This is a genomic window from Klebsiella sp. KPN54798, from assembly GCF_021184225.1.
In the GTDB taxonomy this organism is placed as follows: Bacteria; Pseudomonadota; Gammaproteobacteria; order Enterobacterales; family Enterobacteriaceae; genus Klebsiella; species Klebsiella pneumoniae.
Genome location: NZ_CP089234.1, coordinates 1,953,976 through 1,979,947 on the forward strand (window position 1 = coordinate 1,953,976; position 25,972 = coordinate 1,979,947).

Below are 25,972 nucleotides of genomic sequence, written 5' to 3' on the forward strand. Positions count from 1 at the left end.
TAAATGCAATTTCCTATCATTATAATGAATGATACGGGAATGACGATATTAAAGATAAAGTGTATCTCATCGGTAATCCCATGAATACTGTAATTAGGTAAACAGGCTAGTGTTAGGGAAATATTTACAGCGAATCCCGAAGAGGACGGCAATTCCGCATTATAGTTCTTGGATTCGTTATAAATATTTAAATTGGGAAAACGATTTCTATTATTCACTTTCGTTCAAAACAACGGGAATGACCCCCATCGCCGCTGATAAGCGAATCACGGGATGGCGTCACTGATTGTTGGCAATGGGGACATGCTGCTCCATCAATTCAACGATCCAGTCAATAAAAACGCGCAGCTTGGCGTTGACATGGCGGTTCGGTGGAAACGCCAGGTACAGAGGCATTGGGCTAATCCGCCATTGTGTAAATAATGGAATCAAAGCGCCAACGGCCTGATGCGCTGCCGCCATATAGTTGGGCAGCGCAATCACGCCTAAGCCAACTAACCCAGCTTCGAGGCAAGCATTGCCATCATCCACGGCAAGTACGTAGTTGCCCGTGATTTCAATACGTTCATTCTCACTGCACAGTACCAAAGGATCAATCTTACTGGTGCGCGAGGACAAGAATCCCACTATGCAATGGTCAGTATTTTGCAGCTCGCGCGGGTGTGCGGGAGCGCCAAGGCGTTCCACATAGCTGGGGGCGACGTAGACGCCGATTTGCAAATCGCCGACATGGCGTGCGATTAGGGACTGGTCGGTGATTTGACCACCGCGCAGAACGCAATCCACGTTGTCGCCGATCAGATCCACTTCCCGGTCGCTCACACCCATGTCGATCTGGATATCAGGGTAGCGGGCGTGGAAAGCCGGTAGCGCCGGCACCAGAATAAGACGGGCCAGCGGACTCGGTACATCCACCCGTAGCCGTCCCCTGGGCGTCATCGCCGCACTGGACAGGCTGTTTTCAGCATCCTCCATGTCCGCCAGCAGACGAATGACGCGTTCGTAGTAGACCGCGCCATCGGGAGTCACACCGAGCTTGCGGGTGGTGCGATGGAGCAATCTGACGCGCAGGCGCGATTCCAGCTGCTGAATGAGTTGCGTCACAGTGGTTTTGCTCATATGAAGCGTTTGGGCAGCCTTCGTGAAGCTCCCTGCCTCTACCACCCGAGCAAAGGCGCGCATTGCATCGAAACGATCCATTTCTTATCCTGTCTTTCATCGATTGTTTGGATATTACAAACAATGAGGGACAAAGTCGCTTGTTTATCCGCCCGATCTCGTCGTTGTACAGTGTCTTTACATTCACCGGGCTGATTTCGCCCCAGCATAAAGGTACAAACATGACAGCACGCGAAGCCGTTTTTCCCTTCGGTCGTCAGGCGCTCTATGAGCGCAATCGTTATTCACCGGCCATCAAATCCAATGGTTTCTTGTTTGTTTCGGGGCAGGTGGGTAGCCACGAGGATGGTTCGCCTGAGCACGATCTGAAAGCACAGGTCAGGCTGGCGTTCAAAAATCTTAATGCTGTGCTCGCAGCGGCGGGCTGCACGTTTGAGGACGTGGTTGATGTTACCCTCTTTGTCGTCGATCCTCAGTCAAATCTCGACGCTATCTGGAGTATCCTGCCAGAATATTGGGGAGAAGCGCCTTACCCTACGCTGACCGGGATCGGCGTGACGTGGCTTTATGGATTTAAGTTCGAGATTAAGGTTATTGCCAGGCTACCCTAAGCGTTACGGGTCTTTCCGCCAGTGGAAAATGCATTTGGGCAGCCCGCGCTGTCTGTAAAGGTAACTGCCGGATCGGGATCGTCTGCTACGCAGCGGCAGACCCAGCGGTTACCGCCGGATCGAAAGTCTGTAGCCATAAGGTTGGGAGCAGCATCGCTGCTTTTCACCTGCGGGGATCACATACGGAACCTTGGACGGTACCTACGGTACGATGCTTCTTATACCCGCTGGCGGAGAGATGTCAGAAGCGGCGGTGTTGCCGATCTTTTTTGGAACCGCGCATTATTGCCTTACACCCAGGTATGGTCCGGCACGGTTAAACCGCCTTTATTTAAGCCTTTGCGGGAGCGTGGGGCTCACGGCCGTTCAGCTTGCCTCATAGCAAGAAAATAGCACCTACACCAGGATAAGATTGCATGCTTGGGGAGCGGAGAGGATCACGGAAAGCAAAAATCCCGCTCAGGTTTCCCTGAGCGGGATTTTTAAATTTGGCTCCTCTGACTGGACTCGAACCAGTGACATACGGATTAACAGTCCGCCGTTCTACCGACTGAACTACAGAGGAATCGTGTGAACGAGGCGCATACTACTGGCCTCGCATTTTTGTGTCAACACTAAAATTAACCTGCTGATTCAAATGGCTAAATTTAGCTCAACACGTTGTTTTAGTGAACAATGCGCCGATCGCCTTCGTCCTGCAGGCCATTCTCACGTCTACGCGCCAGCGGATCCTGGCGGTAAAAGTGGCAAAAACGCTGCCACAGGGCCGGGAAGCGAGGCGCGAACAGTTCAGGCGCACTGAAAAAATATTCCGAGAGGACAGCAAAGCACTCTGCGGGATCGGTGGCGGCATAGGCGTCAATACTGGCGGCGCTTTCGCCGACCAGATCTATCTCATCCTGAATGTTGTTCATCGCGGCGTGGAGATCGTGCTCCCAGCCGGCAACTTCACGCAACGGGATAAGCGGCACGCCGCTGGCCCGGTCGCCGTTCCGCGTATCAAGCTTATGCGCCACTTCATGCACCACAAGGTTAAAGCCTGACGCATCAAAAGAGTCTTGAATATCCAGCCAGTTCAGCACTACAGGACCCTGTTGCCAGCTTTGTCCCGACTGTACCACCCGCTGGTTGTGGACCAGACCAATATCATCCTCCCATTCATCATCGACGATGAAAGGGGCAGGGTAGATCAGCACTTCATGGAAGCCATCCAGCCACTCAATGCCCAGCTCAAGCACCGGCAGACAAAAGAGCATAGCAATGCGCGCCTGATGCAGCGGGGTCAGCTCCAGCCCCTGCAATGCCACCAGCCGCTTTTGCTGTAAAAAACGGGCAGCCATCTGCGTGAGCTTGTGCTGCTCAGTGGACGAAAGATGGGCTAAAACCGGAATGGCAAGCGCTTGCTCCCAGGGCATCTCTGCGTTGCCGGACTCATCATCTGCTTTCCAGGGCCATTTAAACATCATATTGCTCGCAAAGTCGTCACTTGAACACAATTACCGAAACGGGAGCTATTAAAATGCCAAAGATCCTGGCATTATAGCAACCATCACAGCGGAGAGATGCCGGAGCGGCTGAACGGACCGGTCTCGAAAACCGGAGTAGGGGCAACTCTACCGGGGGTTCAAATCCCCCTCTCTCCGCCACTTTTCTTGCTCTAACCTTCCCTTCAATAACACCGTTAGCTTCAGGTATAACGCCTGCGCTGGGGTATCACCATCATCATCGTCCTGGTTTCAGCGTAGAGTCGCGGTAGCGTGCTTTATCCTTTTGGCACCTTATCGCCGCTTTTAGCCCGAACGAGCTTAAACGCATCATAAAGAGGGAAGGTACGCCTGGAAAGCGGCAATGTCGAAAAGAGTGATCTCAACGGAGCGGGAACATAAAAAAGCCCGCTGAACGCGGGCTTTGTCGGGGATCAGAACTGATAGACCAGGCCGAGGGCGACGATATCATCGGTCGCGATACCACTGTTTTTGTAGAAGCGGTCGTCTTCATCCAGCAGGTTAATTTTATAATCCACATAGGTGGACATATTTTTGTTGAAGTAGTAGGTCATGCCCACGTCGACATACTTGACCAGATCCTTGTCGCCGTAGCGAGAATAGGCGTAGAGATCTTTACCCTTCGACTGCAGATAGGCGACGGACGGACGCAGCGGTAAATTAAAGTCGTCGAACTGATACTGCGCGACCACTTCGAAGTTCTGCGTTTTGTTGGCAATTCCGCCAAAACTATCGTTGCCATAGAAGGTCATGTTGCGGGTCTCAGCATACATGGCGGCCAGATAGATGTTATTGGCGTCATATTTCGCGCCGACGGTCCAGGCATCGGCTTTATCGCCGTTGGCATAACGCTGGCTGCTACGCGCGGCCGCCAGCTGGTTATGGGTACGGTCAGAAGACGAATACGCTGCCCCGAAGCTGATGCCCATATCGAGATCGTAGTAGCTGGAGATACCAAAACCGTCGCCATTTTCCCGCGCCAGCTTACGTTTCCCACCGTTATTAGTGCCTTCGCCAGAACCGGCGTTTTCATTATTACCCTGATACTGCAGGGCGAAATGCAGGCCGTCGACGAGGCCGAAGAAATCGCTGTTACGGTAGGTGGCCACGCCGTTAGTACGGCCGGTCATGTAAACGTCGGTCTGGGTGTAGGTATCGCCGCCGAATTCCGGCAGCATATCGGTCCAGGATTCAATGTCGTAGACCACGCCGTAGTTCCGGCCATAGTCCAGCGACCCGCAGTCGGCAAACTTCAGGCCGGCAAAGCCGAGACGGGTCCAGGAGTTCGCGCCTTCTTTTTCGCTGGTGTTCGCCTGAATGTTGTATTCCCACTGACCGTAGCCGGTTAACTCGGAAGTAATCTGCGTTTCGCCTTTCAGACCAAAGCGAACATAGGTCTGGTCGCCGTCCTCTGAAGCGTCGTCAGAGAAGTAATGCAGGCCGTCAACTTTCCCGTAGAGGTCCAGTTTATTACCGTTTTTGTTATAGATTTCGGCGGCATTAGCGGCGCTAGCCATTAATAATGCCGGAACCATGAGTGCCAGTACTTTTCTTTTCATTATATATTCCCTTTTAATAATAATTACTATGAATTATGACAATCCCTCCGGAATGACGATCCGATACTAACGACTAAGTTCATCTTTATTTAAAATAAAATATGTAAATAAATAATGTTAAATATTTCAAAATATTTCTAAGTGGTTCTTTATATTAAATTTGGATGTTTGTGCAAAACTTATTATTTTCTTATATAGCAATGCGTTATTGTATATTTGGTTGGTCGTTGTGAATTTTATGAAATAAAATGCACAAATAATAATCAAGCACATTATTCATTATGGAAATTTATTTTGTGTGAATGTAAATATCCAGGGAATTGTCAACCCAGCTTGCGACATTTAAGGAATGAATAGCTTTAAGCGTACGGGAGATAATAAGGACATCTCTTCAGCCTGTGCGCATTGGCAGCATAAGTCGCGAGAAGGCGCAGAAGACAAAGATGAAACTGCTGCCTGTGACGCAGGTTAGCGGTATAATGTGATGCGTGTCACGTTTTGAGTGACAATAGTCTGTTGTGTCACGGAGAGGAATGAGATGGAAGAGCAGGCAAAACGCAGCCCGGGAGGGAAACTTGCGCTCTGGGCGTTGTATGCTTTTTGCGGATATTGTGTCTGGGTCATTGTGCGTTACTGGTGGGTAGTGGGAAAAATTCACAGCGTTCCCGGCGCCAGCGTGGAGGGTGATTTTGGAACAACGGCCGGGAAATGGCTTGGCGCCCTGTTGGGTATGCTGGTCCTCGGCGGCATTGGCTCTATTCTCGGCGCGGTCGTCTGGTATACGCGTCCATCCCGCGGCGAGCAGGATCATCAGCGCTAAAATTGCTATGCTCGAGGCTGACCCTCAGATAAAGGAAAGCCTATGGACCTGGTTGACTGGCAGCAACGATTTGAGCGCTGGATACTGACGCACCATGCGCAGGATGACGCCGCACACGATCTGTCCCATTTTCGTCGCGTCTGGGCGACCGCCACTCAGCTGGCCGCGGGGGAGGAAGTCGACCGGCTGGTACTCCTCACGGCCTGCTATTTTCATGACATCGTCAGCTTGCCAAAAAATCATCCGGAGCGAAGTCGATCCTCGATGATGGCCGCCGAGAAAACCCTCGCCATTCTGCAGTCGGCCTTTGCTGATTTTCCTGCGGATCGTTACCCGGCGGTCAGCCATGCCATCGAGGCGCACAGCTTCAGCGCGGCGATCCCACCGCGCACGCTGGAGGCGAAAATAGTTCAGGATGCCGATCGACTCGAGTCGCTGGGAGCCATTGGTCTGGCGAGGGTCTTCGCTGTCGCCGGCGCCCTGAATACCATCTTGTTTGATGCCGAAGATCCTTTTGCTGATCGGCGGGCGCTGGATGACCGCAAATATGCCCTCGACCATTTCCAGTGCAAACTTCTGCGCCTGCCGGAAACCATGCAAACTGACAAGGGGAAAGCGATGGCGCAGCATAATGCCCGTTTTCTCGTCGAATTTATGGCTAAGCTCAGCGCGGAGCTGCAGGGGGAGCCGCTGGCGCTGGATGAAGCGGTTTTGCGCCGCTTTGCACCGCAGGCGTCAACCGACCGGTGATTTATGGTACTCTCTGCCAAAATCGTCCGCGTTGGTTGAGGATATGCCGCAAAAGTTAAGCAAGGAACACAGGTCGTTGTCGTTGGCTGAACAGGCCGGGGAAGACGCTGAGGCGCTGCTGCGTCAGCTGATGACGATCTACGATGTAAAAACGCTGGTTGCCGAACTGGTGAGCGTCGGCGAACAGCACTGGAGCGCGGCGATCCTCAAGCGCGTGGTGGCGCTTGGCCGCGTGGCGGAGCGTTTGCGCCCGCAGGAAGTTGCTCATCTGGCGACGCTCCTGCCTTCGCCGCCGGCCCATCATCCGCACTATGGGTTCCGTTTTATCGATCTGTTTGCCGGTATTGGCGGGATCCGCAGTGGTTTTGAAGCCATCGGCGGGCAGTGCGTTTTCACCAGCGAGTGGAACAAGCACGCGGTACGCACCTATAAGGCCAACTGGTACTGTGATCCGCAGCAGCACCGTTTTAATGAAGATATCCGCGATATTACCCTCAGCCAACGCTCTGACGTTAGCGACGAGGAGGCGGCGCGGCATATTCGCGAATCTATCCCTCAGCATGATGTGCTGCTGGCTGGCTTCCCCTGCCAGCCTTTCTCGCTTGCCGGCGTCTCTAAGAAAAATGCGATGGGCCGTGCGCATGGCTTTGCCTGCGAAACCCAGGGAACGCTGTTTTTTGACGTGGTGAGAATTATCGCGGCTCGTCAGCCAGCGATTTTTGTGCTGGAGAATGTCAAAAACCTCAAAAGCCACGATCAGGGGCGCACTTTCCGTATCATCATGCAGACGCTGGATGAGCTGGGATATGAAGTAGCTGACGCGGGGCATACCGGGCCGGATGACCCGAAGGTGATTGACGGGCGCCATTTCTTGCCTCAACACCGGGAGCGCATCGTGCTGGTGGGTTTCCGTCGCGATCTGCAGCTGCATGCTGGATTTACGCTGCGCGACATCGCGGCGCAGTACCCGGCGGTGCGGCCAACATTTGGCGAGCTGCTGGAGCCGACGGTCGATGCGAAATTTATTCTTACGCCGGTGCTGTGGAAATATCTTTATCGTTATGCCCGCAAGCATCAGGCGCGGGGCAATGGCTTTGGTTATGGCCTGGTTGACCCCGCCAATCCCCACAGCGTGGCCCGGACGCTTTCTGCCCGCTACTATAAAGATGGTGCCGAAATTCTCGTCGATCGCGGCTGGGACCGGCCGCTCGGTGAGAAGCATTTTGACGATCCGCTGAATCAACAGCGGCGGCCTCGCCGGTTGACGCCGCGCGAATGCGCCCGGCTGATGGGCTTTGAATCCCCGCAGGGGGCGCGTTTTCGCATCCCGGTATCGGATACGCAGGCCTATCGTCAGTTTGGCAACTCGGTGGTGGTTCCGGTCTTCGCCGCGGTGGCGAAACTCCTGGCGCCGCGCATCGCTCAGGCGGTGGCGCGCCGTGAAGCGGATGATAATGATGGCGGATGTTCACGATAAAGCGACGCGCAGTAAAAATATGCGGGCGATCGCCACGCGCGATACGGCGATCGAAAAGCGGATAGCGGCGCTGCTGACCGGGGCGGGATTCACCTTTGTCGCCCAGGATCGCGCGCTGCCGGGACGCCCCGATTTCGCCTTACCCGACTACCGCTGCGTTATCTTTACTCACGGCTGTTTCTGGCATCACCATGACTGTTATCTGTTTAAGGTGCCGGCCACCCGCACGGCATTCTGGCTGGACAAAATCGCCGGTAACGTGGCGCGCGACGCCCGCGACCGGCAAAAGCTGGCCGAAGAGGGCTGGCGGGTATTAATCATCTGGGAATGCGCCCTGCGCGGGCGCCTCAGGCTGAGTGATGCGGCGCTCACCGAACGTCTGGAAGAGTGGATCTGCGGCGCCGGACACGACGCGCAGATCGATACGCAGGGGATCCGCGAACTGACGACTACTTCGACGCCTTACAAGGAGTAGCCTCGCTGCGGACGGGGAAGAGATATTTCCCCAGCGTCACCAGCACTACGGCGAAAATAATCACCGCCAGCGCCAGCCACTCAATGAGCGACAGGCTCTCGCCGCCGAACCCAGTACCGAGGAGCACCGCGACCACCGGATTAACATAGGCGTAGCTGGTGGCGACCGCCGGGGTGACATTGCGGATTAAAAACATGTAGGCGTTAATGGCGATCAGCGAGCCAAAGATGGCCAAATAGGCCAGGGCGGCGATCCCGGACCAGGAAGGGACGCGGGTTAAGGTTTCACCGCTCAGCCATGAGGCCGCCAGCAGGACGATCCCGGCGGCGAGCATCTCGATTGCCCCCGCCATCATGCCGGTCGGCAATACGATTCGCGAACCGTAAACCGAGCCGAAGGCCCAGCTTAGGGAACCAATCAGGATCAGCAGTGCGCCCCAGGGGTTGCCGTTCAGGTTGCCTCCGCTGTTGAGCATCACGATACCCGCAAGGCCAATGGCAATGCCCAGCCACTCCAGTTTACGGGTGGCGATGCCGAAAAAGCGGCTGAAGCATAAGGTGAACAGCGGTACGGTGGCGACCATCACCGCCGCGATGCCGGAGGGGACGTGCTGATGTTCAGCCAGCGTCACGAAGCCGTTGCCAACCGCAAGCAGCAACACGCCGATCAGCGCAGCGTTAAGCAACGGACGACGCGCCGGTAGCTTATGGCCGGTGGCCAGTAGCCACCCCAGCAACAGCACGCCGGCAGCGAGAAAACGAATGCCGGCCATCATTAGCGGCGGCCAGCTGGCGACCCCGACGGCGATAGCGAAATAGGTAGAGCCCCAGATGATATACAGCGCAAACAGCGCCCCGATGAGCGGTAAAAGCTGACGGGTAGACATACTTCCTCACGACGGTGCAGAGATAGAAAGGGGACATATAGTAAACGTGAAAACTATCGTGCTGGCGAGTGGTTAATTTGCGTCAGGTTGTTAAATTTATATTGACTAATTGTACCTTGGGCACCGGCCGTTTTTTAACGCATACTCGAGGGAGACATTGATGAAAAGAGAAGGAAAATCATTTTGGCAGGAAGTAGTCTTTTAACATTACTTGATGATATCGCCACGCTGCTGGACGATATTTCCGTGATGGGCAAGGTAGCGGCGAAAAAAACGGCGGGGGTGCTGGGCGACGATTTGTCTCTCAATGCCCAACAGGTTACCGGCGTGCGGGCGAATCGCGAGTTGCCCGTGGTCTGGGGAGTGGCGAAAGGGTCGTTCGTTAATAAGGTGATCCTCGTGCCACTGGCTTTGTTGATCAGCGCCTTCATCCCTTGGGCGATTACGCCATTGTTGATGCTGGGCGGCGCGTTTCTCTGTTTCGAAGGGGTGGAGAAGGTACTGCACAGTCTGGAAGCGCGGAAACACAAAGAGGATCCTGAACGGCGGCAGCAGCGTCTCGCCGCGCTGGCGGAGCGCGATCCGCTGGCCTTTGAGCGTGACAAAGTAAAAGGCGCGATTCGCACCGATTTTATTTTGTCCGCGGAAATTGTCGCCATTACCCTCGGCATCGTGGCGGAAGCTCCGCTGCTTAACCAGATCCTTATTCTTTCGGGGATTGCGATTCTGGTCACTATCGGGTGTATGGCCTGGTGGGGTGATCGTCAAGCTGGACGACATGGGTTACTGGCTGGCGGAAAAACGTAGTGCGCTGGCGCAGTGGCTGGGTAAAGGGCTCCTGGCCGTCGCTCCCCGCCTGATGAAGGTGTTGTCCATCGTCGGGACGCTGGCCATGTTCCTCGTCGGCGGGGGATAGTCGTTCACGGTATTGCGCCGCTGCATCATGCCATCGAGCACTGGAGCGCGGGGTTGGGTGGGGTGATGGCCTCCACGCTGCCGGTCGTCGCCAACCTGGTGCTGGGTTTTATCATCGGCGCGGTGGTGCTGGCGGGCGTTAAGGCGGTGAGCAGCCTGCGTGGCGCTGGAAAGTAGCATGGCGAAACGCAGCGTAACGGCGCCGCGTGTTCTACCCTGAAAACGCCCCGGGTATCGACAGAGACCGGGGCGCTGACGCCGCGAGGTTTGCGCAACGTATTGCGAGAGAAAGATGGATAAGCCACTGCGGTTGAAGTTAAAAAAGTGCTACCACCTGGCTCGCCCGGCGCATGTGGTTAACGCTTGTTTTATCGCAGTGCTGTTTTTCTCCACGCTGCTGATCTGGCGTGAAATCAATGTCCTGGAAGAGGCCTACGTGGCCAACCAGCGTAATAATCTGGCTAACGTCGCTCATGAAATGGATGGGCTGTTGCAGTTCAACATCGACAGAATGATGTTTTTTCGCCATGGGATGCAGGCGGCGCTCGAACAGCCGCTTGATATCGATGTATTGCGTAAGGCCAGCCAACGCTATCTGAGCCAGCGCCATCAGCAGGCCTGGCGGGTGGCGCTACCGAATCGGCGTACGCTGCCGGTGTTTGGCATCTCAGGCAGCGTCGCTGGCCACAACCCTATCCTGCTGGTGGACGATCCGCTGGCGGCTGATGAACTAATGGCGACGCTCGAGCTGGGTTATCTGCTAAATCTGACGCAGCACGATCGCGATTTCGCCGAGCGGATGCAGTATATCTCTCGTAGCGGCTTTTTTACCTCGACCCTGCCGCTGCGGGATGAGTCGCAGGTGATAACGCACTATTCCCAAGCCCTCGGCGCTCCGTGGTTTACCCGCCAGACCCAGCGAAATAATCCGGGGCGAGGCGTTATCTGGCAAACCTTTCCTGACGATGACCCGCAGCTGGAAGAGCAGGTGGTCACCGCTTCGATACCGTTGGATTTTGCCGGTTACTGGCGCGGCGTGCTGGCGATGGATTTCTCAGTCAGTGAAATCAAAGCGTTTTTGGTTAGCGCCATGCAGGGGGGACAAGAGGGAGAGTACCAACTTTATGATAGCCATTTTAACCTGCTGGCTTCTTCCGCGCCGGGGAATGTCCTGACCCTGCTGTCGCCGCGCGAGCAGGAGCTGCTGAGCCGCGCGTTTGTCCATGATAACCAGGGAGGGCTGCGTCTGCTGACGCGCTATATCAGCTGGGCCAAACTGCGCAATTTTGACGGCGTGCTGCTGCGGATCCACACTCTGCGGGAAGGCGTCCGCGGGAACTTTGGCACCATCACCATCGCCCTGACCCTGATGTGGGTCCTCTTCACCTTGATGCTGTTGCTCTCCTGGCTGGTGATCCGCCGCATGGTCCGCAACATGAGCGTTCTGCAAACCTCTCTGGAGTGGCAGGCATGGCACGATGCCTTGACCCGCCTGCTCAATCGCGGGGTGCTGTTTGAACAGGCGATGGCGGTAGCCAGCGACTGCCAGCGCAGCGGACGGCCGCTGGCGGTGATCCAGCTCGATCTGGATCATTTTAAGCACATCAACGATCGCTATGGTCATCAGGCGGGGGACAGGGTGCTGTCGATGGTGGCCAGTACGCTGTCCAGCGCGGTTCGGCAGGGCGATCTGCTGGGCAGAGTGGGCGGAGAAGAGTTTTGTATCGTGATGCCGAATACCACCCTGCAGGAAGCGGCGGCGGTGGCGGAGCGATTGCGCCAGCGTATCCAGGGACGGGAAGTCTTTTTGCATAACAACGTGACGCTGCGGGTTAGCGCCTCGTTAGGGGTGAGCGCCAGCGAAGAGCGGGGGGAGTATCAGTTTGAAGCGCTGCAGTCGGTGGCCGATGGGCGACTCTATCTGGCCAAGCAAAATGGGCGTAACCAGGTCTGTTTTCGCAGCGCAGCGTGAGTAAAACGTTTCGATGCCGATTGGCAAAATGAGAATTATCTTAAAGTGATCGCAGGCGATCGCGCTATCGAATGAAACCGGTTTGCGGCTAAGCCTTCTCACATCAGCCTTGCAGCCCGATAAGTCATCAAGCGCCAACATTCTCAATATTTTGCGTCATGAATATCTCTTGTCATGCAAAATAATTGAGGATAATGTTTCAACGCATCGGATTTCCCGGTGTAACGAATTTTCAAGTGCTTCTTGCATTAGCAAGTTTGATCCCGACTCCTGCGAGTCGGGATTTTTTTCGCCTGCCGCTAACGGTTGGCTTCACTGGCGCTGAAATCGTGAATATCGAGTTCGAATGCCTCCGCCAGCTCACGCCAGGTATGTGACCCGCGGCCATCAATGCTGGCGCGCTGCGGGTCGTCCAGCGTGCGATGGACTTCGCTTTCGCTGATCTCATTAATTGCCGCCAGCAGGGCATCTACGTTGACGTCAAGGTCGTCCCCGGTCTGGCCTGTTAATTGGTGCTTCATCATTACCCCCTCGCTGAGCGTCGCTCAAGCCTCTCTAAGTATAGTCGGTCTAAAAAAGCGCCAGTCACGTGCCGCGACGCTGCGAGTTGCGTGGTTTTGTTCTACACTGGCTGAAAATATAGAGGAGATGATTATGCAGGTGAACGATCGTGTCACGGTGAAGACCGACGGTGGCCCACGTCGATCGGGGGTAGTGCTGGCGATTGAGTCGTTTAGTGAAGGAACGATGTATCTGGTTTCACTGGAAGACTATCCTCTGGGGATCTGGTTTTTTAATGAAATAGGCCACCCGGATGGGATTTTTGTGGAAAAAGAGGTCTCGTAAAACTGAACTGGCGGGAGCGCCGCCAGTTTGTTTCAGCGCATATTTACCTGAATACCGGAGGTGATGTTTTCGGTCAGCCGAACGATATGATAAATCACCTGCTTATTATGCGTTTGTATTTTCTTTTTAATATTGCCTTTATGCGACGATACCGTCTTCGCTTTGATGTTCATTTGCGTTGAGATTTGCGAAGTACCATGCCCGGCCATCCACATTTGCAGCATATTTGATTCTGTTTTACTCAGTGACAATGTCGGTAAAGTTAACTGCCCTACACTGGTGTTTTTGTATTTAAGATAATTAACCAGAATAACATCAAGGTCTTTTGGGGTTATCGATTTTGAACTGATTAGCAGATTCTTCCGTACCCGCAAATAGCGGTCAAAATGGATGTTCGCCAGCGACATAAAGATAACAAACAGCGTCGCCGGGTTTTGCGTAATGATCTGGCGAATAATGCCATTACTTTCATCATCATGCACGAAACAGTCTTCATTCAGAAACACCACCGCCGGGCAACACGACGTACAGTGTTTCTGCAGATCCGCAGCACTGTTGACCTCAACGATTTCCTGTTTTTTAATTCCCCGACTGGTCAGATATCCCGTCAATCCCAACCGGGTATAGCTGCACAAATCCATAATCATCGTTGACATGACCCATCCTCAATCAACACGTAACGATATACACTTCGCACTGGCTGTGCGAAGCAGTCCTTGCGGGCGATAATAATAGTAGGTTTAGAAAGAACCCATTAGCTCCATTAAACTATTCCGCATCTATGCATATAATTTGCCAGGAAAACTCTTAAAGTAAAGTCAAGAACCGGTAGTGTGACCGAATTAAAAACAAAAAGTGCCCATAGATGCTATGGTTACGCGCCCAGTATTCTTTTACTTTCAGAATTTCCTTACTTCAAATGAAACCCACGTTAGCGGTTGCTGGCTTGCTCGCTTATCCCTTTGCGGTGGGGGTGGAAGGCTTAACGCTTTAATGCCACAATACTTTTTTATCGGCTTGTGGGATGAATGATGAAAAAGTTATTTTTTGCTGGCATGGTGGTGGCGCTGGCCGGTTGCGTACAGGTTGATCGTTATGAGGACGTCGTTAAAGCGCCGGCGCCGGCTGGCCTTGCAGGTTTCTGGCAAACGAAAGGGCCGCAGAGCGCGATGATGAGTCCTGACGCCATTGCCAGCCTGATTGTCACCAAAGAAGGGGACACCTTCGACTGCCGCCAGTGGCAGCGCGTGATTGCGCAGCCGGGGAAACTGATGAATCGTGACAGTGAGATCTACAACGTGACCGCTTCCCTGGACATCTATCCTGTCGAGCGCGAGGGCAACACGATCTCCTACGATCGGATGACGTTGTCCCGTGTTGAACGTCTCACTCCGGAGTGCGAGAAGGCGTGGGCCAAAGCGCGAGCGACGGGGCCCGTCAGCGCGCCGGCCTCCACGCGCTGAGATTTTGGCGGGCCATAGCTGGCCCGCCCGGCGTCAGAGGACTACAATACCTCCTCTAACACCCACACGCTCACGCTCCCCCCGTTACATGTAAAGGTCGCGCAGCCTTCGCCATCGGTTTCGACAATCTCTTCCCGGTTACCGAGAAAATCCCGCCAGCGTTTGTTGCCATAGTTTTCGCCCAGCGTCAGCGTCTTTTCGCCCTCATCGCCATTGGACATGATCACCACGCAGCCTGGATCGTCGTCAGTACCGCTACGACTAAAGGCGATGCAGTTAGGATGATCGAACCAAAGGGTTTGCACGCCATGGGCAAAACGCTGACGGGCGTCGATCAGCTCGTGGAGTTGTTCGATAACGGGCATCTCAATGGCATAGGTCTCTCCGTCGCCGCCGGTATCCTCATAGGAAGCGCCGAAGAGATCGGCATAAAAGACCGAGGGCACGCCATTCTCCCGCAGCAGGATCAGCGCATAGGCGAGGGGCTTGAACCAGGGTTCAACCGGCGCCTCGAGGGCCTGCAGCGGCTGCGTATCATGATTGGTGACCAGAGTGACGGCATGGAAAGGGTCGGCTTCGACCAGCGTCCCGCTGAAAATCTGGCTCATGTCATAATCGCGGCCCTGGCGCGACGCTTCATGAAATTTCATCTGCAGTGGGGCATCAAACAGCATCGTTTTGCCCTCGACCAGGTCGATATACTGCTGGAGCTTCTCCACTTCATGGGACCAGTATTCCGCTACAATAAACAGCGGCTGCGGGGCCACCTCCTGAACATGCTCGATCCACGCTTTATAAAACCAGGCGGGGATATGCTTGACCGCGTCAAGACGAAAACCGTCGCAGCCGGTCTGCTCCATTACCCAGCGCGCCCAGTATTTGATCTCCTCGGTCACTGCATGATTGCGGAAATCGATATTGGCGCCCATCAGATAGTCAAAGTTGCCGAGCTCATCATCGACCTGTTCATTCCAGCCTTCGCCGGTGTAATCGTTGACGATTTTAAACACACCGTCTTCCGTCGGGTTCTCGATGTGGTCAATGCCGCTAAAACATTTGTAGTCCCAGACAAACTGCGAATACTGTCCGGCGCGCACCGGGAAGGTGTAGCGCGTCCATGCCTCGCACTCAATGATCTCCTCGTCAATTTGCGTACGATCCTGCTCATCGACGCGCTGAACGCGCAGAGCCTCTTTTTCATCAGCGCCCATTTTATGGTTTACCACCACATCCAGCAGTACGGCGATATTGTGCTCCTTCAGGGCGTTGATCGCCGCCAGCAACTGCGCTTTGTCGCCATATTTGGTGGCGACAGACCCTTTTTGATCAAACTCGCCGAGGTCAAAGAGATCGTAGGTATCATAGCCGACGGAGTAACCGCCCGAGGCGCCTTTGTAGGCGGGTGGCAACCAGACCATATTGATGCCGATTTCATTCAGGCTGGGCGCCAGCGCTTCGACCTCAGGCCACAGCTCGCCGCCGGTGGGGTAGTACCAGTGAAAACATTGCAATAAGGTGGGGTTTTTCATCTTCCATGCTCCAGACGTCAACAGGCTGACCTTTGCAGTATGGGAGATATCCAGCAAAAAGGGTGAGGAAAGCCCTGATTTTCGCTATACCCTAAAGCGGATCATATATAATAAATTTGCATAAGATGTAGCGTAACGATGTTGGTGTCAGGGCATTAAGCGCCTTACACTACAGGAAAATCCTAACCTTCGGGGTATCTATGAAATTAGCACTTCTGGGTCGTCAGGCGATGATGGGCGCGATGGCCGTTGTTTTGATGGCTGGCGTCAGCGTGAAAACTTTTGCGGCGGAAAACCTGCTCAATCAGATTAAAGAGCGCGGCACCCTACGCGTGGGCCTCGAAGGCACCTACCCCCCCTTTAGTTTCCAGGGGGATGACGGCAAGCTGACCGGGTTTGAAGTGGAATTCGCTAACGAACTGGCGAAACATCTTGGCGTGAAGGCCGATCTCAAACCGACCAAGTGGGACGGTATGCTGGCCTCGCTGGACTCCAAGCGTATCGACGTGGTGATTAACCAGGTCACTATCTCTGACGAACGTAAGAAGAAATACGATTTCTCCACCCCATATACCGTCTCCGGCGTGCAGGCGCTGGTGAAGAAGGGTAACGAAGGCGTGATTAAAACCGCGGCGGATCTGAAAGGCAAGAAAGTGGGCGTCGGACTGGGCACTAACTATGAAGAGTGGCTGCGTCAGAATGTCCAGGGCGTGGACGTCCGTACCTATGATGACGATCCCACCAAATACCAGGATCTGCGTGTAGGCCGTATTGACGCCATTCTGGTAGACCGTCTGGCGGCGTTGGATCTGGTGAAGAAAACCAACAATACGCTGGCGGTAACCGGCGAAGCCTTCTCTCGTCAGGAAGCTGGCGTTGCGCTGCGTAAAGGCAACGACGACCTGCTGAAAGCGGTAGATGGCGCGATTGCAGACATGCAGAAAGATGGCAGCCTGAAGGCGCTGTCCGAGAAATGGTTTGGCGCTGACGTGACGAAATAACGGACAGCGGTGAAAAAAGGCGCTCCTGGAAGCGCCTTTTTTTATTTAGCGCGTAACTGTGTGCATAATGAAGCATAACTGAGTCAGGAGGGGCCATGTCACTGCAAAACTTAACCCGCTTTCCGCGCCTGGAATTGATCGGCGCGCCGACGCCGCTGGAGTATCTCCCGCGTCTGTCCGATCACCTTGGGCGCGAAATTTTTATTAAACGTGATGATACGACGCCGCTGGCGATGGGGGGCAACAAACTGCGTAAGCTGGAGTTTCTCGCCGCCGATGCGCTGCGCGAGGGCGCGGATACCTTAATCACCGCCGGCGCGATCCAGTCTAACCATGTGCGTCAGACGGCGGCAGTCGCTGCGAAACTGGGGCTGCATTGCGTGGCGCTACTGGAAAATCCCATCGGCACCCGGGCGGAGAACTATCTGAGCAATGGCAACCGTCTGCTGCTGGATCTCTTTAACACCCAGGTTGAGATGTGTGATGCCCTGACCGATCCCGCCGCCCAGCTCGATGAGCTGGCGACCCGCATTGAGGCGCAGGGGTATCGTCCGTATGTTATTCCGGTCGGCGGCTCCAATGCCCTCGGCGCGTTAGGCTATGTGGAAAGCGCACTGGAAATCAGCCAGCAGTGCGAAGACGCGGTGGCGATCTCGTCAGTCGTGGTCGCCTCCGGCAGCGCCGGCACCCATGCCGGATTGGCGGTCGGCCTTGAACAGCTGATGCCGCAGGCGGAACTGATTGGGGTGACCGTGTCGCGCTCGGTCGCTGACCAGTTGCCGAAAGTGGTGGCGCTGCAGCAGGCCGTGGCCAACAGTCTCGAGCTACAGGCGAAGGCTGAAATTATACTGTGGGATGACTACTTTGCCCCAGGATACGGTACGCCAAACGAAGATGGGATGGCCGCCGTGAAGCTGCTGGCGCAGCTGGAAGGTATTTTGCTCGACCCGGTCTATACCGGCAAAGCGATGGCCGGGCTTATCGACGGCATCACGCAGAAGCGCTTTAAGGATGAAGGGCCGATACTGTTCGTCCATACCGGCGGAGCGCCGGCGCTGTTTGCCTATCATCCTCACCTCTAATACAGAAACGACAGCATGCAAGAAAGTATCCAACTGGTCATTGATTCCGCCCTTTTCTGCTGAAAGGGCCGTCTTTACGCTGCAGCTGAGCATTGGCGGGATGTTTTTCGGCCTGGTGCTGGGCTTTATCCTGGCGCTGATGCGCATGTCGCCAGTCTGGCCGGTAAAATGGCTGGCGCGCATGTATATCTCCATTTTCCGCGGCACGCCGCTTATCGCCCAGCTGTTTATGATCTACTACGGCTTGCCGCAGTTCGGCATTGAGCTTGACCCGATCCCGGCGGCGATGATCGGCCTGTCGTTGAATACTGCGGCCTATGCGGCGGAAACGCTGCGCGCGGCCATCGCCTCGATTGATAAAGGGCAATGGGAAGCGGCGGCCAGTATCGGTATGACGCCCTGGCAGACGATGCGTCGGGCCATTTTACCCCAGGCGGCGCGGGTCGCTTTGCCGCCGCTGTCGAACAGTTTTATCAGCCTGGTAAAAGATACCTCGCTGGCGGCAACGATCCAGGTGCCGGAGCTGTTCCGTCAGGCGCAGCTAATCACCTCGCGAACCCTGGAGGTCTTCACTATGTATCTGGCGGCCTCCCTGATCTACTGGGTAATGGCGACAGTGCTCTCCTCGCTGCAGAATTATTTTGAAAACCAGCTGAACCGCCAGGAGCGTGATCCGAAATGAGTGCGATAGAAGTGAAAAGCCTGGTAAAAAAATTCCATGGCCAGACGGTGCTCCATGGTATCGACCTGGAGGTACAGAAAGGGGAAGTGGTGGCGATCATCGGCCCCAGCGGCTCGGGCAAAACCACCCTGCTGCGTAGCATCAACCTGCTGGAGCAACCGGAGAGCGGCACTATCCGCGTCGGTGATGTGACGATCGACGCCGGTCGCAGCCTCGGGCCGCAGAAAGGGCTCATTCGCCAGCTGCGCCAGCACGTCGGCTTTGTCTTCCAGAACTTTAATCTGTTTCCCCACCGTACGGTGCTGGAGAACATTATTGAAGGGCCGGTCATCGTAAAAGGTGAAGATAAGCAGGAGTCCATGGCGCGGGCGCGCGAACTGCTGGCGAAGGTGGGGCTCAGCGGAAAAGAGAATAGCTATCCGCGCCGTCTCTCCGGCGGGCAGCAGCAGCGAGTGGCTATTGCCCGCGCGCTGGCTATGCGTCCGGACGTGATCCTGTTTGATGAACCCACCTCGGCCCTCGATCCTGAGCTGGTGGGGGAGGTGCTCAACACCATCCGTCAGCTGGCGCAGGAAAAACGCACCATGGTGATCGTGACCCATGAAATGAGTTTCGCCCGCGACGTAGCCGATCGGGCGATATTTATGGATCAGGGACGCATTGTTGAACAAGGCGAGGCAAAAGCGTTGTTCGCTTCGCCCCAGCAGCCGCGTACCCGTCAGTTCCTTGAAAAATTTCTGATGCAGTAAAGCATGGGCTGGCGCGGCGGCTCAGCTTCGCGGGAGCCGCCGCGTTTAGCCCACTCTCGCGGCGGGGTAACGCCCCCGCGACACGTCTTTGCGCTATTGACTCCCACGGCCGTATACACCGCTTCCCATCGCCCTTGGCAGGGTGTAGAACATGATGGGAGAAAAACGCTATGTTTCTGTGCGGCGAGCGGGAAAATGGCAAGCCTTCAGACTAATAAATGCGACAGCTACGATATTTTATACATATAAATAAGATTTATGTGTTAGTTTTCTGTATTTATAATAATGATTATCAATCAGGAGTTATTTGCACAGCTATGAGGGACAATGATTTTTTCAGCTGGCGGCGGGATATGCTGCACCAATTTCAGTCCATGGCCACCGGCGAGGAGGTTTATAATCTCCTGCAACGTGAAACCGAAGCGCTGGAATATGATTACTACACGCTTTGTGTGCGCCACCCGGTGCCTTTCACCCGCCCCCGCGTTACGTTCCAGTCGACTTACCCCCGCGCATGGATGTCGCACTATCAGGCAGAAAATTATTTCGCGATAGATCCTGTGTTACGGCCGGAGAATTTTATGCGTGGCCATCTGCCATGGAACGACAGCCTGTTTCGTGATGCGCCGGCACTGTGGGACGGGGCGCGTGACCATGGTCTGCAAAAGGGGGTGACGCAGTGCCTGACGTTGCCAAACCATGCTCAGGGATTTCTCTCTGTCTCCGCGAACAATCGTCTGCCGGGCGGTTACCCTGAAGATGAGCTTGAGCTGCGTCTGCGAACGCTGACTGAACTAAGCTTGCTGACGCTGCTGCGTCTGGAAGATGAGATGGTGATGCCGCCGGAGATGAAGTTCAGCCGCCGCGAACTGGAAATCCTCAAATGGACGGCGGAAGGAAAGACTTCGGCGGAGGTGGCGATGATTCTCTCGATTTCGGAAAATACGGTGAATTTCCATCAGAAGAATATGCAGCGGAAATTTAATGCGCCGAATAAAACGCAAATTGCCTGCTACGCCGTGGCGACTGGGCTAATCTGAATGCGCCTGCCGTTCTGCGTGTCAGACGTGATACCGGCTGTCAGTGATACTTTCAGCCGGCACAGGATTACTGCCGATAGGCTTGTTTAATCTGCTTAACGGTGCTGGAGAATACGGCGGCCTCAGCCTCATCTTCCATCTGTGAAATCTGCCTTTCCATTTTAATAATCACGCGCCCCGCATCCGCCTGGCCCATCGCCTGCAGCATCAGCGTAATCATCGCTTTCAGGCAGGAGACTTCCTGCGCCAGTTCCTGCTTATTTTCTGCAGTGGAAAAATCTGGTGTGCTCATCGATATCCTCGTTTACTCGCTGCGCTATTGCGCTCTACTCAATGTGAAGGCCGCGCAGTATACCACAAGCGACAGAAAAAAAAGGTGTGCTTAATTTCTGTTCTCTCATCTGAGCTGTGAATGTTTTTATGCTTCGGATAATACGTAATAGCCGTCGGCAAGCCAATAATTTCCCCCATCTATTTAGCTCGTTAATAATTGTTACATATTTTGCTTCGTATTTATGCGCTACGTAATCTGTTGTGTTTTTTGTGCCTTCTGTATGAGTATTGTTAAAAAATAAGAGCCGGGCAACTGACTGTTCTCAATGACTTTCCACTTAGTGTGCACAGACATTGCCATAAATGAGAGCCAAATCGAGGCGAGGGCATTTTTTTGCCTTTTAAAATAGCAATAAAACCCGGTAATATGTGGGAGATAAAGTATCAGTAGCGTTATCCCTCATTCTGGAGATTATTCCTTTGATCAACGTTCTTCTTGTTGATGACCACGAACTGGTGCGCGCAGGGATACGACGCATTCTGGAAGATATAAAAGGGATTAAAGTCGCTGGCGAAGCCTGCTGCGGCGAGGACGCCGTCAAGTGGTGCCGGGCTAATTCCGCAGATGTCGTCCTGATGGACATGAACATGCCTGGGATCGGTGGTCTTGAAGCGACGCGCAAAATCGCGCGCTCCGTGGCGGGCACCAAAGTGATCATGTTAACCGTGCATACCGAGAATCCTTTACCTGCCAAGGTCATGCAGGCGGGCGCGGCGGGTTATCTCAGTAAAGGCGCCGCGCCGCAGGAAGTGGTGAATGCCATCCGCTGCGTCGCGTCCGGGCAGCGCTATATTGCCTCCGATATTGCCCAGCAAATGGCGTTAAGTCAGATTGAACCCGATAAGACAGAATCGCCGTTTGCCAGTTTGTCTGAACGCGAATTGCAGATTATGCTGATGATCACCAAAGGTCAGAAGGTGAATGAGATCTCAGAGCAGCTAAATCTGAGTCCTAAAACGGTTAACAGCTACCGCTATCGGATGTTCAGTAAATTAAACATTCATGGCGATGTCGAGCTGACCCACCTGGCAATTCGCCATGGCCTGTGTAATGCGGAGTCGTTAGCAAGCCAGTGAGTGATGTTTTTGACGCAAAAGCTTTCCTGAAAACGGTGACCAGCCAGCCCGGTGTGTATCGGATGTATGATGCTGGCGGAACCGTCATCTATGTTGGCAAAGCCAAAGATCTGAAAAAGCGGCTCAGTAGCTACTTCCGCAGCAACCTTGCGTCGCGTAAAACGGAAGCGCTGGTAGCGCTGATCGCGCAAATCGACGTGACCGTCACCCACACCGAGACGGAAGCGCTGCTGCTTGAGCACAACTATATTAAGCTGTACCAGCCACGTTACAACGTGCTGTTACGCGACGATAAATCGTATCCTTTTATTTTTCTCAGCGGCGATACTCATCCGCGTCTGGCGATGCATCGCGGCGCCAAACATGCGAAGGGCGAGTATTTTGGTCCTTTTCCCAACGGCTATGCCGTGCGCGAGACCCTGGCGCTGCTGCAGAAAATCTTTCCCATCCGTCAGTGTGAAAACAGCGTCTACCGCAATCGCTCCCGCCCCTGTCTGCAGTATCAGATTGGTCGCTGCCTGGGGCCGTGCGTGGCCGGGCTGGTCAGCGAAGAAGAGTATGCTCAGCAGGTAGAGTATGTGCGGCTGTTTCTCGCCGGCAAGGATGACCAGGTGCTGACCCAGCTCATCGCGCGGATGGAGAAGGCGAGCCAGAACCTGGAGTTCGAAGAGGCCGCGCGCATCCGCGACCAGATTCAGGCCGTCCGCCGCGTGACGGAGAAACAGTTTGTCTCCAACACCGGTGACGACCTCGACGTGATCGGCGTCGCCTTCGATGCCGGCATGGCCTGCGTGCATGTGCTGTTTATCCGTCAGGGCAAAGTGCTGGGCAGCCGAAGCTACTTCCCGAAAGTGCCGGGCGGCACCGAGCTGGGAGAGGTCGTGGAGACCTTTGTCGGCCAGTTCTACCTGCAGGGCAGCCAAATGCGCACGCTGCCGGGGGAGATTTTGCTCGACTTTAACCTTGGGGATAAGACGCTGCTGGCCGACTCGCTGTCGGAGCTGGCGGGTCGTCGAATCAATGTGCAGACTAAGCCGCGCGGCGACAGAGCGCGTTATCTTAAGCTGGCGCGGACCAACGCCGCGACAGCGTTAACGACCAAATTGTCTCAGCAATCGACCATTCATCAGCGTTTGCAGGCGCTGGCCAGCGTACTGGAGCTGCCGGCCGTCAAGCGAATGGAGTGTTTTGACATCAGCCACACCATGGGCGAACAGACCGTAGCATCCTGTGTGGTGTTTGACAGCAATGGCCCACTGCGCGCGGAGTATCGGCGCTACAACATCACCGGCATTACCCCTGGCGATGACTATGCGGCGATGAATCAGGTCCTGCGCCGTCGCTATGGTAAAGCGATTGATGACAACAAGATCCCGGATGTGATCCTGATAGACGGCGGCAAGGGACAGCTGGCCCAGGCGAAAGCCGTGTTTGCTGAACTGGACGTCCCCTGGGATAAACATCATCCGCTGCTGCTGGGCGTGGCGAAAGGTAGCGATCGAAAAGCGGGTCTGGAAACGTTATTCTTTGAGCCGGAAGGGGAAGGGTTTAGCCTGCCGCCGGATTCGCCGGCCCTGCATGTGATCCAGCATATTCGCGATGAATCGCACGATCATGCGATCTCCGGGCATCGCAAAAAACGGGCGAAAGTGAAGAGCACCAGCTCGCTTGAGACTATCGAGGGGGTGGGGCCGAAGCGTCGTCAGATGCTGCTGAAGTATATGGGTGGGCTGCAGGGGCTACAGCAGGCCAGCGTCGAAGAAATTGCTAAAGTACCGGGCATCTCTCACGCTCTGGCAGAAAAGATCTTCTACTCGTTGAAACATTAGGGCTCTGTAGCAACATAGGGCTAATTTTTACTTACAACAGATAGTTACCCGTCACTATGCAATTTAATATCCCTACGTTGCTTACTCTGTTTCGCGTCATCCTGATCCCGTTTTTTGTGCTGGCGTTTTATCTGCCCTTTAGCTGGGCGCCGTTTGCCTGCGCGCTGATCTTCTTTGTTGCCGCGGTAACCGACTGGTTTGATGGTTTCCTCGCTCGTCGCTGGAATCAGAGCACCCGTTTTGGCGCCTTCCTCGACCCGGTTGCCGATAAAGTCATGGTGGCTATCGCCATGGTGCTGGTTGCCGAACACTATCACACCTGGTGGGTCACGCTACCGGCGGCGACCATGATTGCCCGTGAGATCATTATCTCCGCGCTGCGTGAGTGGATGGCGGAGCTGGGGAAACGCAGCAGCGTGGCGGTCTCGTGGATTGGCAAAGTGAAAACGACCGCCCAGATGACCGCCCTGGTATGGATGCTGTGGCGTCCTTATCCGTGGGTGGAGTGGGCCGGGATCGCGCTTTTCCTCGTGGCGGCGGTGCTGACGCTGTGGTCGATGCTGCAGTATTTGAACGCGGCGCGCGGCGATTTGCTTGATCAGTGATCGTTTCGCCGTTATTTTCAGCAAACGATACAAAGTTGCGAAAAATACCGTTGACTCACCGCGAGAGATAAGTAGAATGCAACGCATCGAACGGCGGCACAGTCTTCCAGACGATAACAAAATCAAGTGATTAGCAAATAACTTGATGATGCGGGAATAGCTCAGTTGGTAGAGCACGACCTTGCCAAGGTCGGGGTCGCGAGTTCGAGTCTCGTTTCCCGCTCCAGATTAACAGCATCGGCAGTTGCGGGTGCTTCAGTATTAAAGGCGCGTTAGCAAAGCGGTTATGTAGCGGATTGCAAATCCGTCTAGTCCGGTTCGACTCCGGAACGCGCCTCCACTTTATATCCCGAGCCCGGATGGTGGAATCGGTAGACACAAGGGATTTAAAATCCCTCGGCGTTCGCGCTGTGCGGGTTCAAGTCCCGCTCCGGGTACCATTGGGAAATACAGAATAATCAAAGCAATAAGCAGTGTCGTGAAACCACCTACGGGTGGTTTTTTTGTTTCTGTACTTTCGCTTTCTGATACCATTCCCGCCAGCCTGACGCCACGGCGTTTTTCGGTTAACTCTGGCCTTACAGTCAATTTCTCATTTGTCCCAGGACAAAACGATCGCGCCTTGCTACTATCAAACGGACTCTCAGCCCAGCCTGCCGGAGGCAGCATGTTCAGTGGACTTTGCGCATTTCCTTTGACACCTTTGCATCAGCAAAAATTTGATGAAAAAGCGTTTATTCGTATTCTCGCCCGTCTTACCGATGCCGGAGTCGACTCTCTGGGCATCTTAGGTTCAACCGGTAGCTACGCTTATCTCAGCCGTGAGCAGCGCAGACGAGTGGTGCAGGTGGCGAAGGCGCATGCGGGGTCGATCCCGATGATGGTCGGCGTCGGCGCCATTGCGACTAACGAGGTGCTACGCCTGGTGGAGGATGCTCAGGAGGCAGGGGCGGATGCGTTATTACTGCCGATGATGTCCTATCAGCCGCTTTCCGCGGAGGAGATCTTTGCCTTTTACGAAGAAGTTTGCCGGCATGTCTCGGTGCCGGTTTGCCTGTATGACAATCCCCGCACTACCCACGTAATGCTGGCGGATGAGCTGCAGGGGCGCATCGCCGCCTTGCCGGCCATTGCCTCGATTAAAATTCCCGGCCTGCCCGCGCCACAGGCGAGCGAACGTGTTGCGGCCCTGCGTCAGCATCTTCCCTCTCGCGTTACGCTTGGCGTCAGCGGCGATGCATGGACCACTGCCGGGTTGCAGGCCGGCTGCGAAGCCTGGTATTCGGTCTGCGGCGGACTCTTTCCCCGCTGCTCACTGGCGCTGGTAAGAGCGATACGTAGCGGTGATGTGGCGCAGACTGCGGCACTGAATGAGCAGCTGGCCCCCCTATGGCGATGCTTTGATCGCTATGGTGGTAGCCTGCGAGTGATAGCCAGCGCCGCAGCGATGCTCGGACTCTGCGATCCAGACTCGCTTCCCCGTCCTTTGCTTTCGTTAGGGGAGGAGGCCTGTCGTGAGGTGGCGTCGGCGCTGCGCGGCCTGGCCTGATCGCGTATCGTTGACACCGGCGCAATAGGTATCGCCGGGTGGCTTTCTGTTGGCAATTCGGCTACTGTAGGCCCGATTTTTACCATGCGAGCCTGTGA

The 25,972-nt window shown here is 54.9% G+C and carries 24 protein-coding genes, 5 tRNA genes and 2 pseudogenes; 22 read left to right on the forward strand and 9 right to left on the reverse strand.

Annotated elements, in window-relative coordinates; translation table 11 throughout:
- Positions 1-279: 279 nt before the first annotated feature.
- Positions 280-1,200 (reverse strand): LysR family transcriptional regulator, encoded by a 921-nt coding sequence (locus tag LPQ25_RS09250; RefSeq protein WP_014907305.1) that lies wholly within the window; start codon positions 1,198-1,200, stop codon positions 280-282.
- A gap of 140 nt (positions 1,201-1,340) precedes the next feature.
- On the opposite strand from LPQ25_RS09250, the gene LPQ25_RS09255 reads away from it, so the two are divergent.
- Positions 1,341-1,730, forward strand: coding sequence for a RidA family protein (locus tag LPQ25_RS09255; RefSeq protein WP_014907306.1), 390 nt, complete (start codon positions 1,341-1,343; stop codon positions 1,728-1,730).
- A 489-nt stretch (positions 1,731-2,219) separates the two neighbouring features.
- Here the strand turns inward: LPQ25_RS09255 and LPQ25_RS09260 are convergent.
- Together LPQ25_RS09260 and mtfA are read right to left on the reverse strand one after the other, a co-directional pair.
- A tRNA-Asn gene (locus tag LPQ25_RS09260) sits at positions 2,220-2,295 on the reverse strand.
- 100 nt (positions 2,296-2,395) lie between these two features.
- Positions 2,396-3,196, reverse strand: coding sequence for a DgsA anti-repressor MtfA (gene mtfA, locus LPQ25_RS09265; RefSeq protein ID WP_004227143.1), 801 nt, complete (start codon positions 3,194-3,196; stop codon positions 2,396-2,398).
- Positions 3,197-3,286: 90 nt separating this feature from the next.
- Here mtfA and LPQ25_RS09270 point away from each other — a divergent pair.
- A tRNA-Ser gene (locus LPQ25_RS09270) sits at positions 3,287-3,376 on the forward strand.
- Between the two features lie 272 nt (positions 3,377-3,648).
- Here LPQ25_RS09270 and ompC read toward each other — a convergent pair.
- The gene (ompC, locus tag LPQ25_RS09275; protein WP_002911596.1) at positions 3,649-4,794 is read right to left on the reverse strand and encodes a porin OmpC; all 1,146 of its coding nucleotides are present in this window, start codon (positions 4,792-4,794) and stop codon (positions 3,649-3,651) included.
- Between the two features lie 538 nt (positions 4,795-5,332).
- Here ompC and drpB point away from each other — a divergent pair.
- The 4 genes from drpB to LPQ25_RS09295 all read left to right on the forward strand — a co-directional run bounded on the left by drpB (position 5,333) and on the right by LPQ25_RS09295 (position 8,316).
- Positions 5,333-5,614 (forward strand): cell division protein DrpB, encoded by a 282-nt coding sequence (gene drpB, locus LPQ25_RS09280; protein WP_004151461.1) that lies wholly within the window; start codon positions 5,333-5,335, stop codon positions 5,612-5,614.
- Between the two features lie 42 nt (positions 5,615-5,656).
- Positions 5,657-6,364: a phosphohydrolase gene (locus LPQ25_RS09285; protein ID WP_002911594.1), complete on the forward strand. Its 708-nt coding sequence runs from the start codon at positions 5,657-5,659 to the stop codon at positions 6,362-6,364.
- 76 nt (positions 6,365-6,440) lie between these two features.
- Positions 6,441-7,841: a DNA cytosine methyltransferase gene (locus tag LPQ25_RS09290; protein ID WP_004175390.1), complete on the forward strand. Its 1,401-nt coding sequence runs from the start codon at positions 6,441-6,443 to the stop codon at positions 7,839-7,841.
- On the forward strand, positions 7,822-8,316 hold the full coding sequence (locus LPQ25_RS09295) for a very short patch repair endonuclease (protein WP_015874955.1): 495 nt from the start codon (positions 7,822-7,824) through the stop codon (positions 8,314-8,316). Before LPQ25_RS09290 ends, LPQ25_RS09295 begins: the two co-directional genes overlap by 20 nt.
- Here the strand turns inward: LPQ25_RS09295 and yedA are convergent.
- Positions 8,291-9,202: a drug/metabolite exporter YedA gene (gene yedA, locus LPQ25_RS09300; protein ID WP_004184683.1), complete on the reverse strand. Its 912-nt coding sequence runs from the start codon at positions 9,200-9,202 to the stop codon at positions 8,291-8,293. The two genes, LPQ25_RS09295 and yedA, sit on opposite strands and share 26 nt — an antisense overlap.
- A gap of 183 nt (positions 9,203-9,385) precedes the next feature.
- On the opposite strand from yedA, the pseudogene LPQ25_RS09305 reads away from it, so the two are divergent.
- Positions 9,386-10,294: pseudogene (locus LPQ25_RS09305) on the forward strand (DUF808 domain-containing protein).
- A gap of 115 nt (positions 10,295-10,409) precedes the next feature.
- Positions 10,410-12,089 (forward strand): cellulose biosynthesis regulator diguanylate cyclase DgcQ, encoded by a 1,680-nt coding sequence (gene dgcQ, locus LPQ25_RS09310; RefSeq protein ID WP_014907324.1) that lies wholly within the window; start codon positions 10,410-10,412, stop codon positions 12,087-12,089.
- 299 nt (positions 12,090-12,388) lie between these two features.
- On the opposite strand, the gene LPQ25_RS09315 is transcribed toward dgcQ, so the two are convergent.
- Positions 12,389-12,610 carry a YodD family protein gene (locus tag LPQ25_RS09315; RefSeq protein WP_002911589.1) on the reverse strand — a complete coding sequence of 74 codons (222 nt, stop codon included), beginning with the start codon at positions 12,608-12,610 and terminating at the stop codon, positions 12,389-12,391.
- 133 nt (positions 12,611-12,743) lie between these two features.
- Between LPQ25_RS09315 and dsrB the strand changes: the two genes are divergently transcribed.
- Positions 12,744-12,935, forward strand: a complete 192-nt coding sequence (gene dsrB / locus LPQ25_RS09320) for a protein DsrB (protein ID WP_002911586.1) — start codon at positions 12,744-12,746, stop codon at positions 12,933-12,935.
- A gap of 32 nt (positions 12,936-12,967) precedes the next feature.
- Here dsrB and rcsA read toward each other — a convergent pair whose 3' ends face one another.
- The gene (rcsA, locus tag LPQ25_RS09325; protein ID WP_002911561.1) at positions 12,968-13,591 is read right to left on the reverse strand and encodes a transcriptional regulator RcsA; all 624 of its coding nucleotides are present in this window, start codon (positions 13,589-13,591) and stop codon (positions 12,968-12,970) included.
- 372 nt (positions 13,592-13,963) lie between these two features.
- On the opposite strand from rcsA, the gene yedD reads away from it, so the two are divergent.
- Positions 13,964-14,398, forward strand: a complete 435-nt coding sequence (gene yedD / locus LPQ25_RS09330) for a lipoprotein YedD (RefSeq protein WP_004189223.1) — start codon at positions 13,964-13,966, stop codon at positions 14,396-14,398.
- A gap of 41 nt (positions 14,399-14,439) precedes the next feature.
- On the opposite strand, the gene amyA is transcribed toward yedD, so the two are convergent.
- Positions 14,440-15,927: an alpha-amylase gene (gene amyA / locus LPQ25_RS09335; RefSeq protein WP_004189225.1), complete on the reverse strand. Its 1,488-nt coding sequence runs from the start codon at positions 15,925-15,927 to the stop codon at positions 14,440-14,442.
- Between the two features lie 200 nt (positions 15,928-16,127).
- Between amyA and tcyJ the strand changes: the two genes are divergently transcribed.
- The 5 genes and pseudogenes from tcyJ (at position 16,128) to sdiA (ending at position 20,481) form a co-directional block, all read left to right on the forward strand.
- On the forward strand, positions 16,128-16,928 hold the full coding sequence (gene tcyJ / locus LPQ25_RS09340) for a cystine ABC transporter substrate-binding protein (protein WP_004141135.1): 801 nt from the start codon (positions 16,128-16,130) through the stop codon (positions 16,926-16,928).
- 95 nt (positions 16,929-17,023) lie between these two features.
- Entirely contained in the window at positions 17,024-18,010 is a 987-nt protein-coding gene (gene dcyD / locus LPQ25_RS09345; protein WP_004180445.1) for a D-cysteine desulfhydrase, read from the forward strand.
- A 15-nt stretch (positions 18,011-18,025) separates the two neighbouring features.
- A pseudogene (gene tcyL / locus LPQ25_RS09350) lies at positions 18,026-18,692 on the forward strand (cystine ABC transporter permease).
- Positions 18,689-19,441, forward strand: a complete 753-nt coding sequence (gene tcyN, locus LPQ25_RS09355) for an L-cystine ABC transporter ATP-binding protein TcyN (protein WP_004151455.1) — start codon at positions 18,689-18,691, stop codon at positions 19,439-19,441. The pseudogene tcyL and the gene tcyN overlap by 4 nt, the downstream one beginning before the upstream one ends.
- A gap of 317 nt (positions 19,442-19,758) precedes the next feature.
- The gene (gene sdiA / locus LPQ25_RS09360; protein WP_002911542.1) at positions 19,759-20,481 is read left to right on the forward strand and encodes a transcriptional regulator SdiA; all 723 of its coding nucleotides are present in this window, start codon (positions 19,759-19,761) and stop codon (positions 20,479-20,481) included.
- A 67-nt stretch (positions 20,482-20,548) separates the two neighbouring features.
- On the opposite strand, the gene LPQ25_RS09365 is transcribed toward sdiA, so the two are convergent.
- Positions 20,549-20,773 carry a DUF2594 family protein gene (locus LPQ25_RS09365; protein WP_014907325.1) on the reverse strand — a complete coding sequence of 75 codons (225 nt, stop codon included), beginning with the start codon at positions 20,771-20,773 and terminating at the stop codon, positions 20,549-20,551.
- Between the two features lie 461 nt (positions 20,774-21,234).
- Here LPQ25_RS09365 and uvrY point away from each other — a divergent pair, with 461 nt between their 5' ends.
- From uvrY to LPQ25_RS09400, 7 genes are all read left to right on the forward strand, one after another.
- Complete coding sequence (gene uvrY, locus LPQ25_RS09370) at positions 21,235-21,891, forward strand: UvrY/SirA/GacA family response regulator transcription factor (protein ID WP_015874953.1); 657 nt, start codon at positions 21,235-21,237, stop codon at positions 21,889-21,891.
- Positions 21,888-23,720 (forward strand): excinuclease ABC subunit UvrC, encoded by a 1,833-nt coding sequence (gene uvrC, locus LPQ25_RS09375; RefSeq protein WP_002911538.1) that lies wholly within the window; start codon positions 21,888-21,890, stop codon positions 23,718-23,720. The genes uvrY and uvrC overlap by 4 nt, the downstream gene beginning before the upstream one ends.
- Before the next feature lie 56 nt (positions 23,721-23,776).
- Positions 23,777-24,325, forward strand: a complete 549-nt coding sequence (pgsA, locus tag LPQ25_RS09380) for a CDP-diacylglycerol--glycerol-3-phosphate 3-phosphatidyltransferase (protein WP_004141115.1) — start codon at positions 23,777-23,779, stop codon at positions 24,323-24,325.
- A gap of 150 nt (positions 24,326-24,475) precedes the next feature.
- A tRNA-Gly gene (locus LPQ25_RS09385) sits at positions 24,476-24,551 on the forward strand.
- A 40-nt stretch (positions 24,552-24,591) separates the two neighbouring features.
- A tRNA-Cys gene (locus LPQ25_RS09390) sits at positions 24,592-24,665 on the forward strand.
- Between the two features lie 13 nt (positions 24,666-24,678).
- Positions 24,679-24,765 (forward strand) — tRNA-Leu (locus tag LPQ25_RS09395).
- A gap of 227 nt (positions 24,766-24,992) precedes the next feature.
- Positions 24,993-25,874, forward strand: a complete 882-nt coding sequence (locus LPQ25_RS09400; RefSeq protein WP_014907327.1) for a dihydrodipicolinate synthase family protein — start codon at positions 24,993-24,995, stop codon at positions 25,872-25,874.
- The last annotated feature ends 98 nt before the right edge of the window (positions 25,875-25,972 follow it).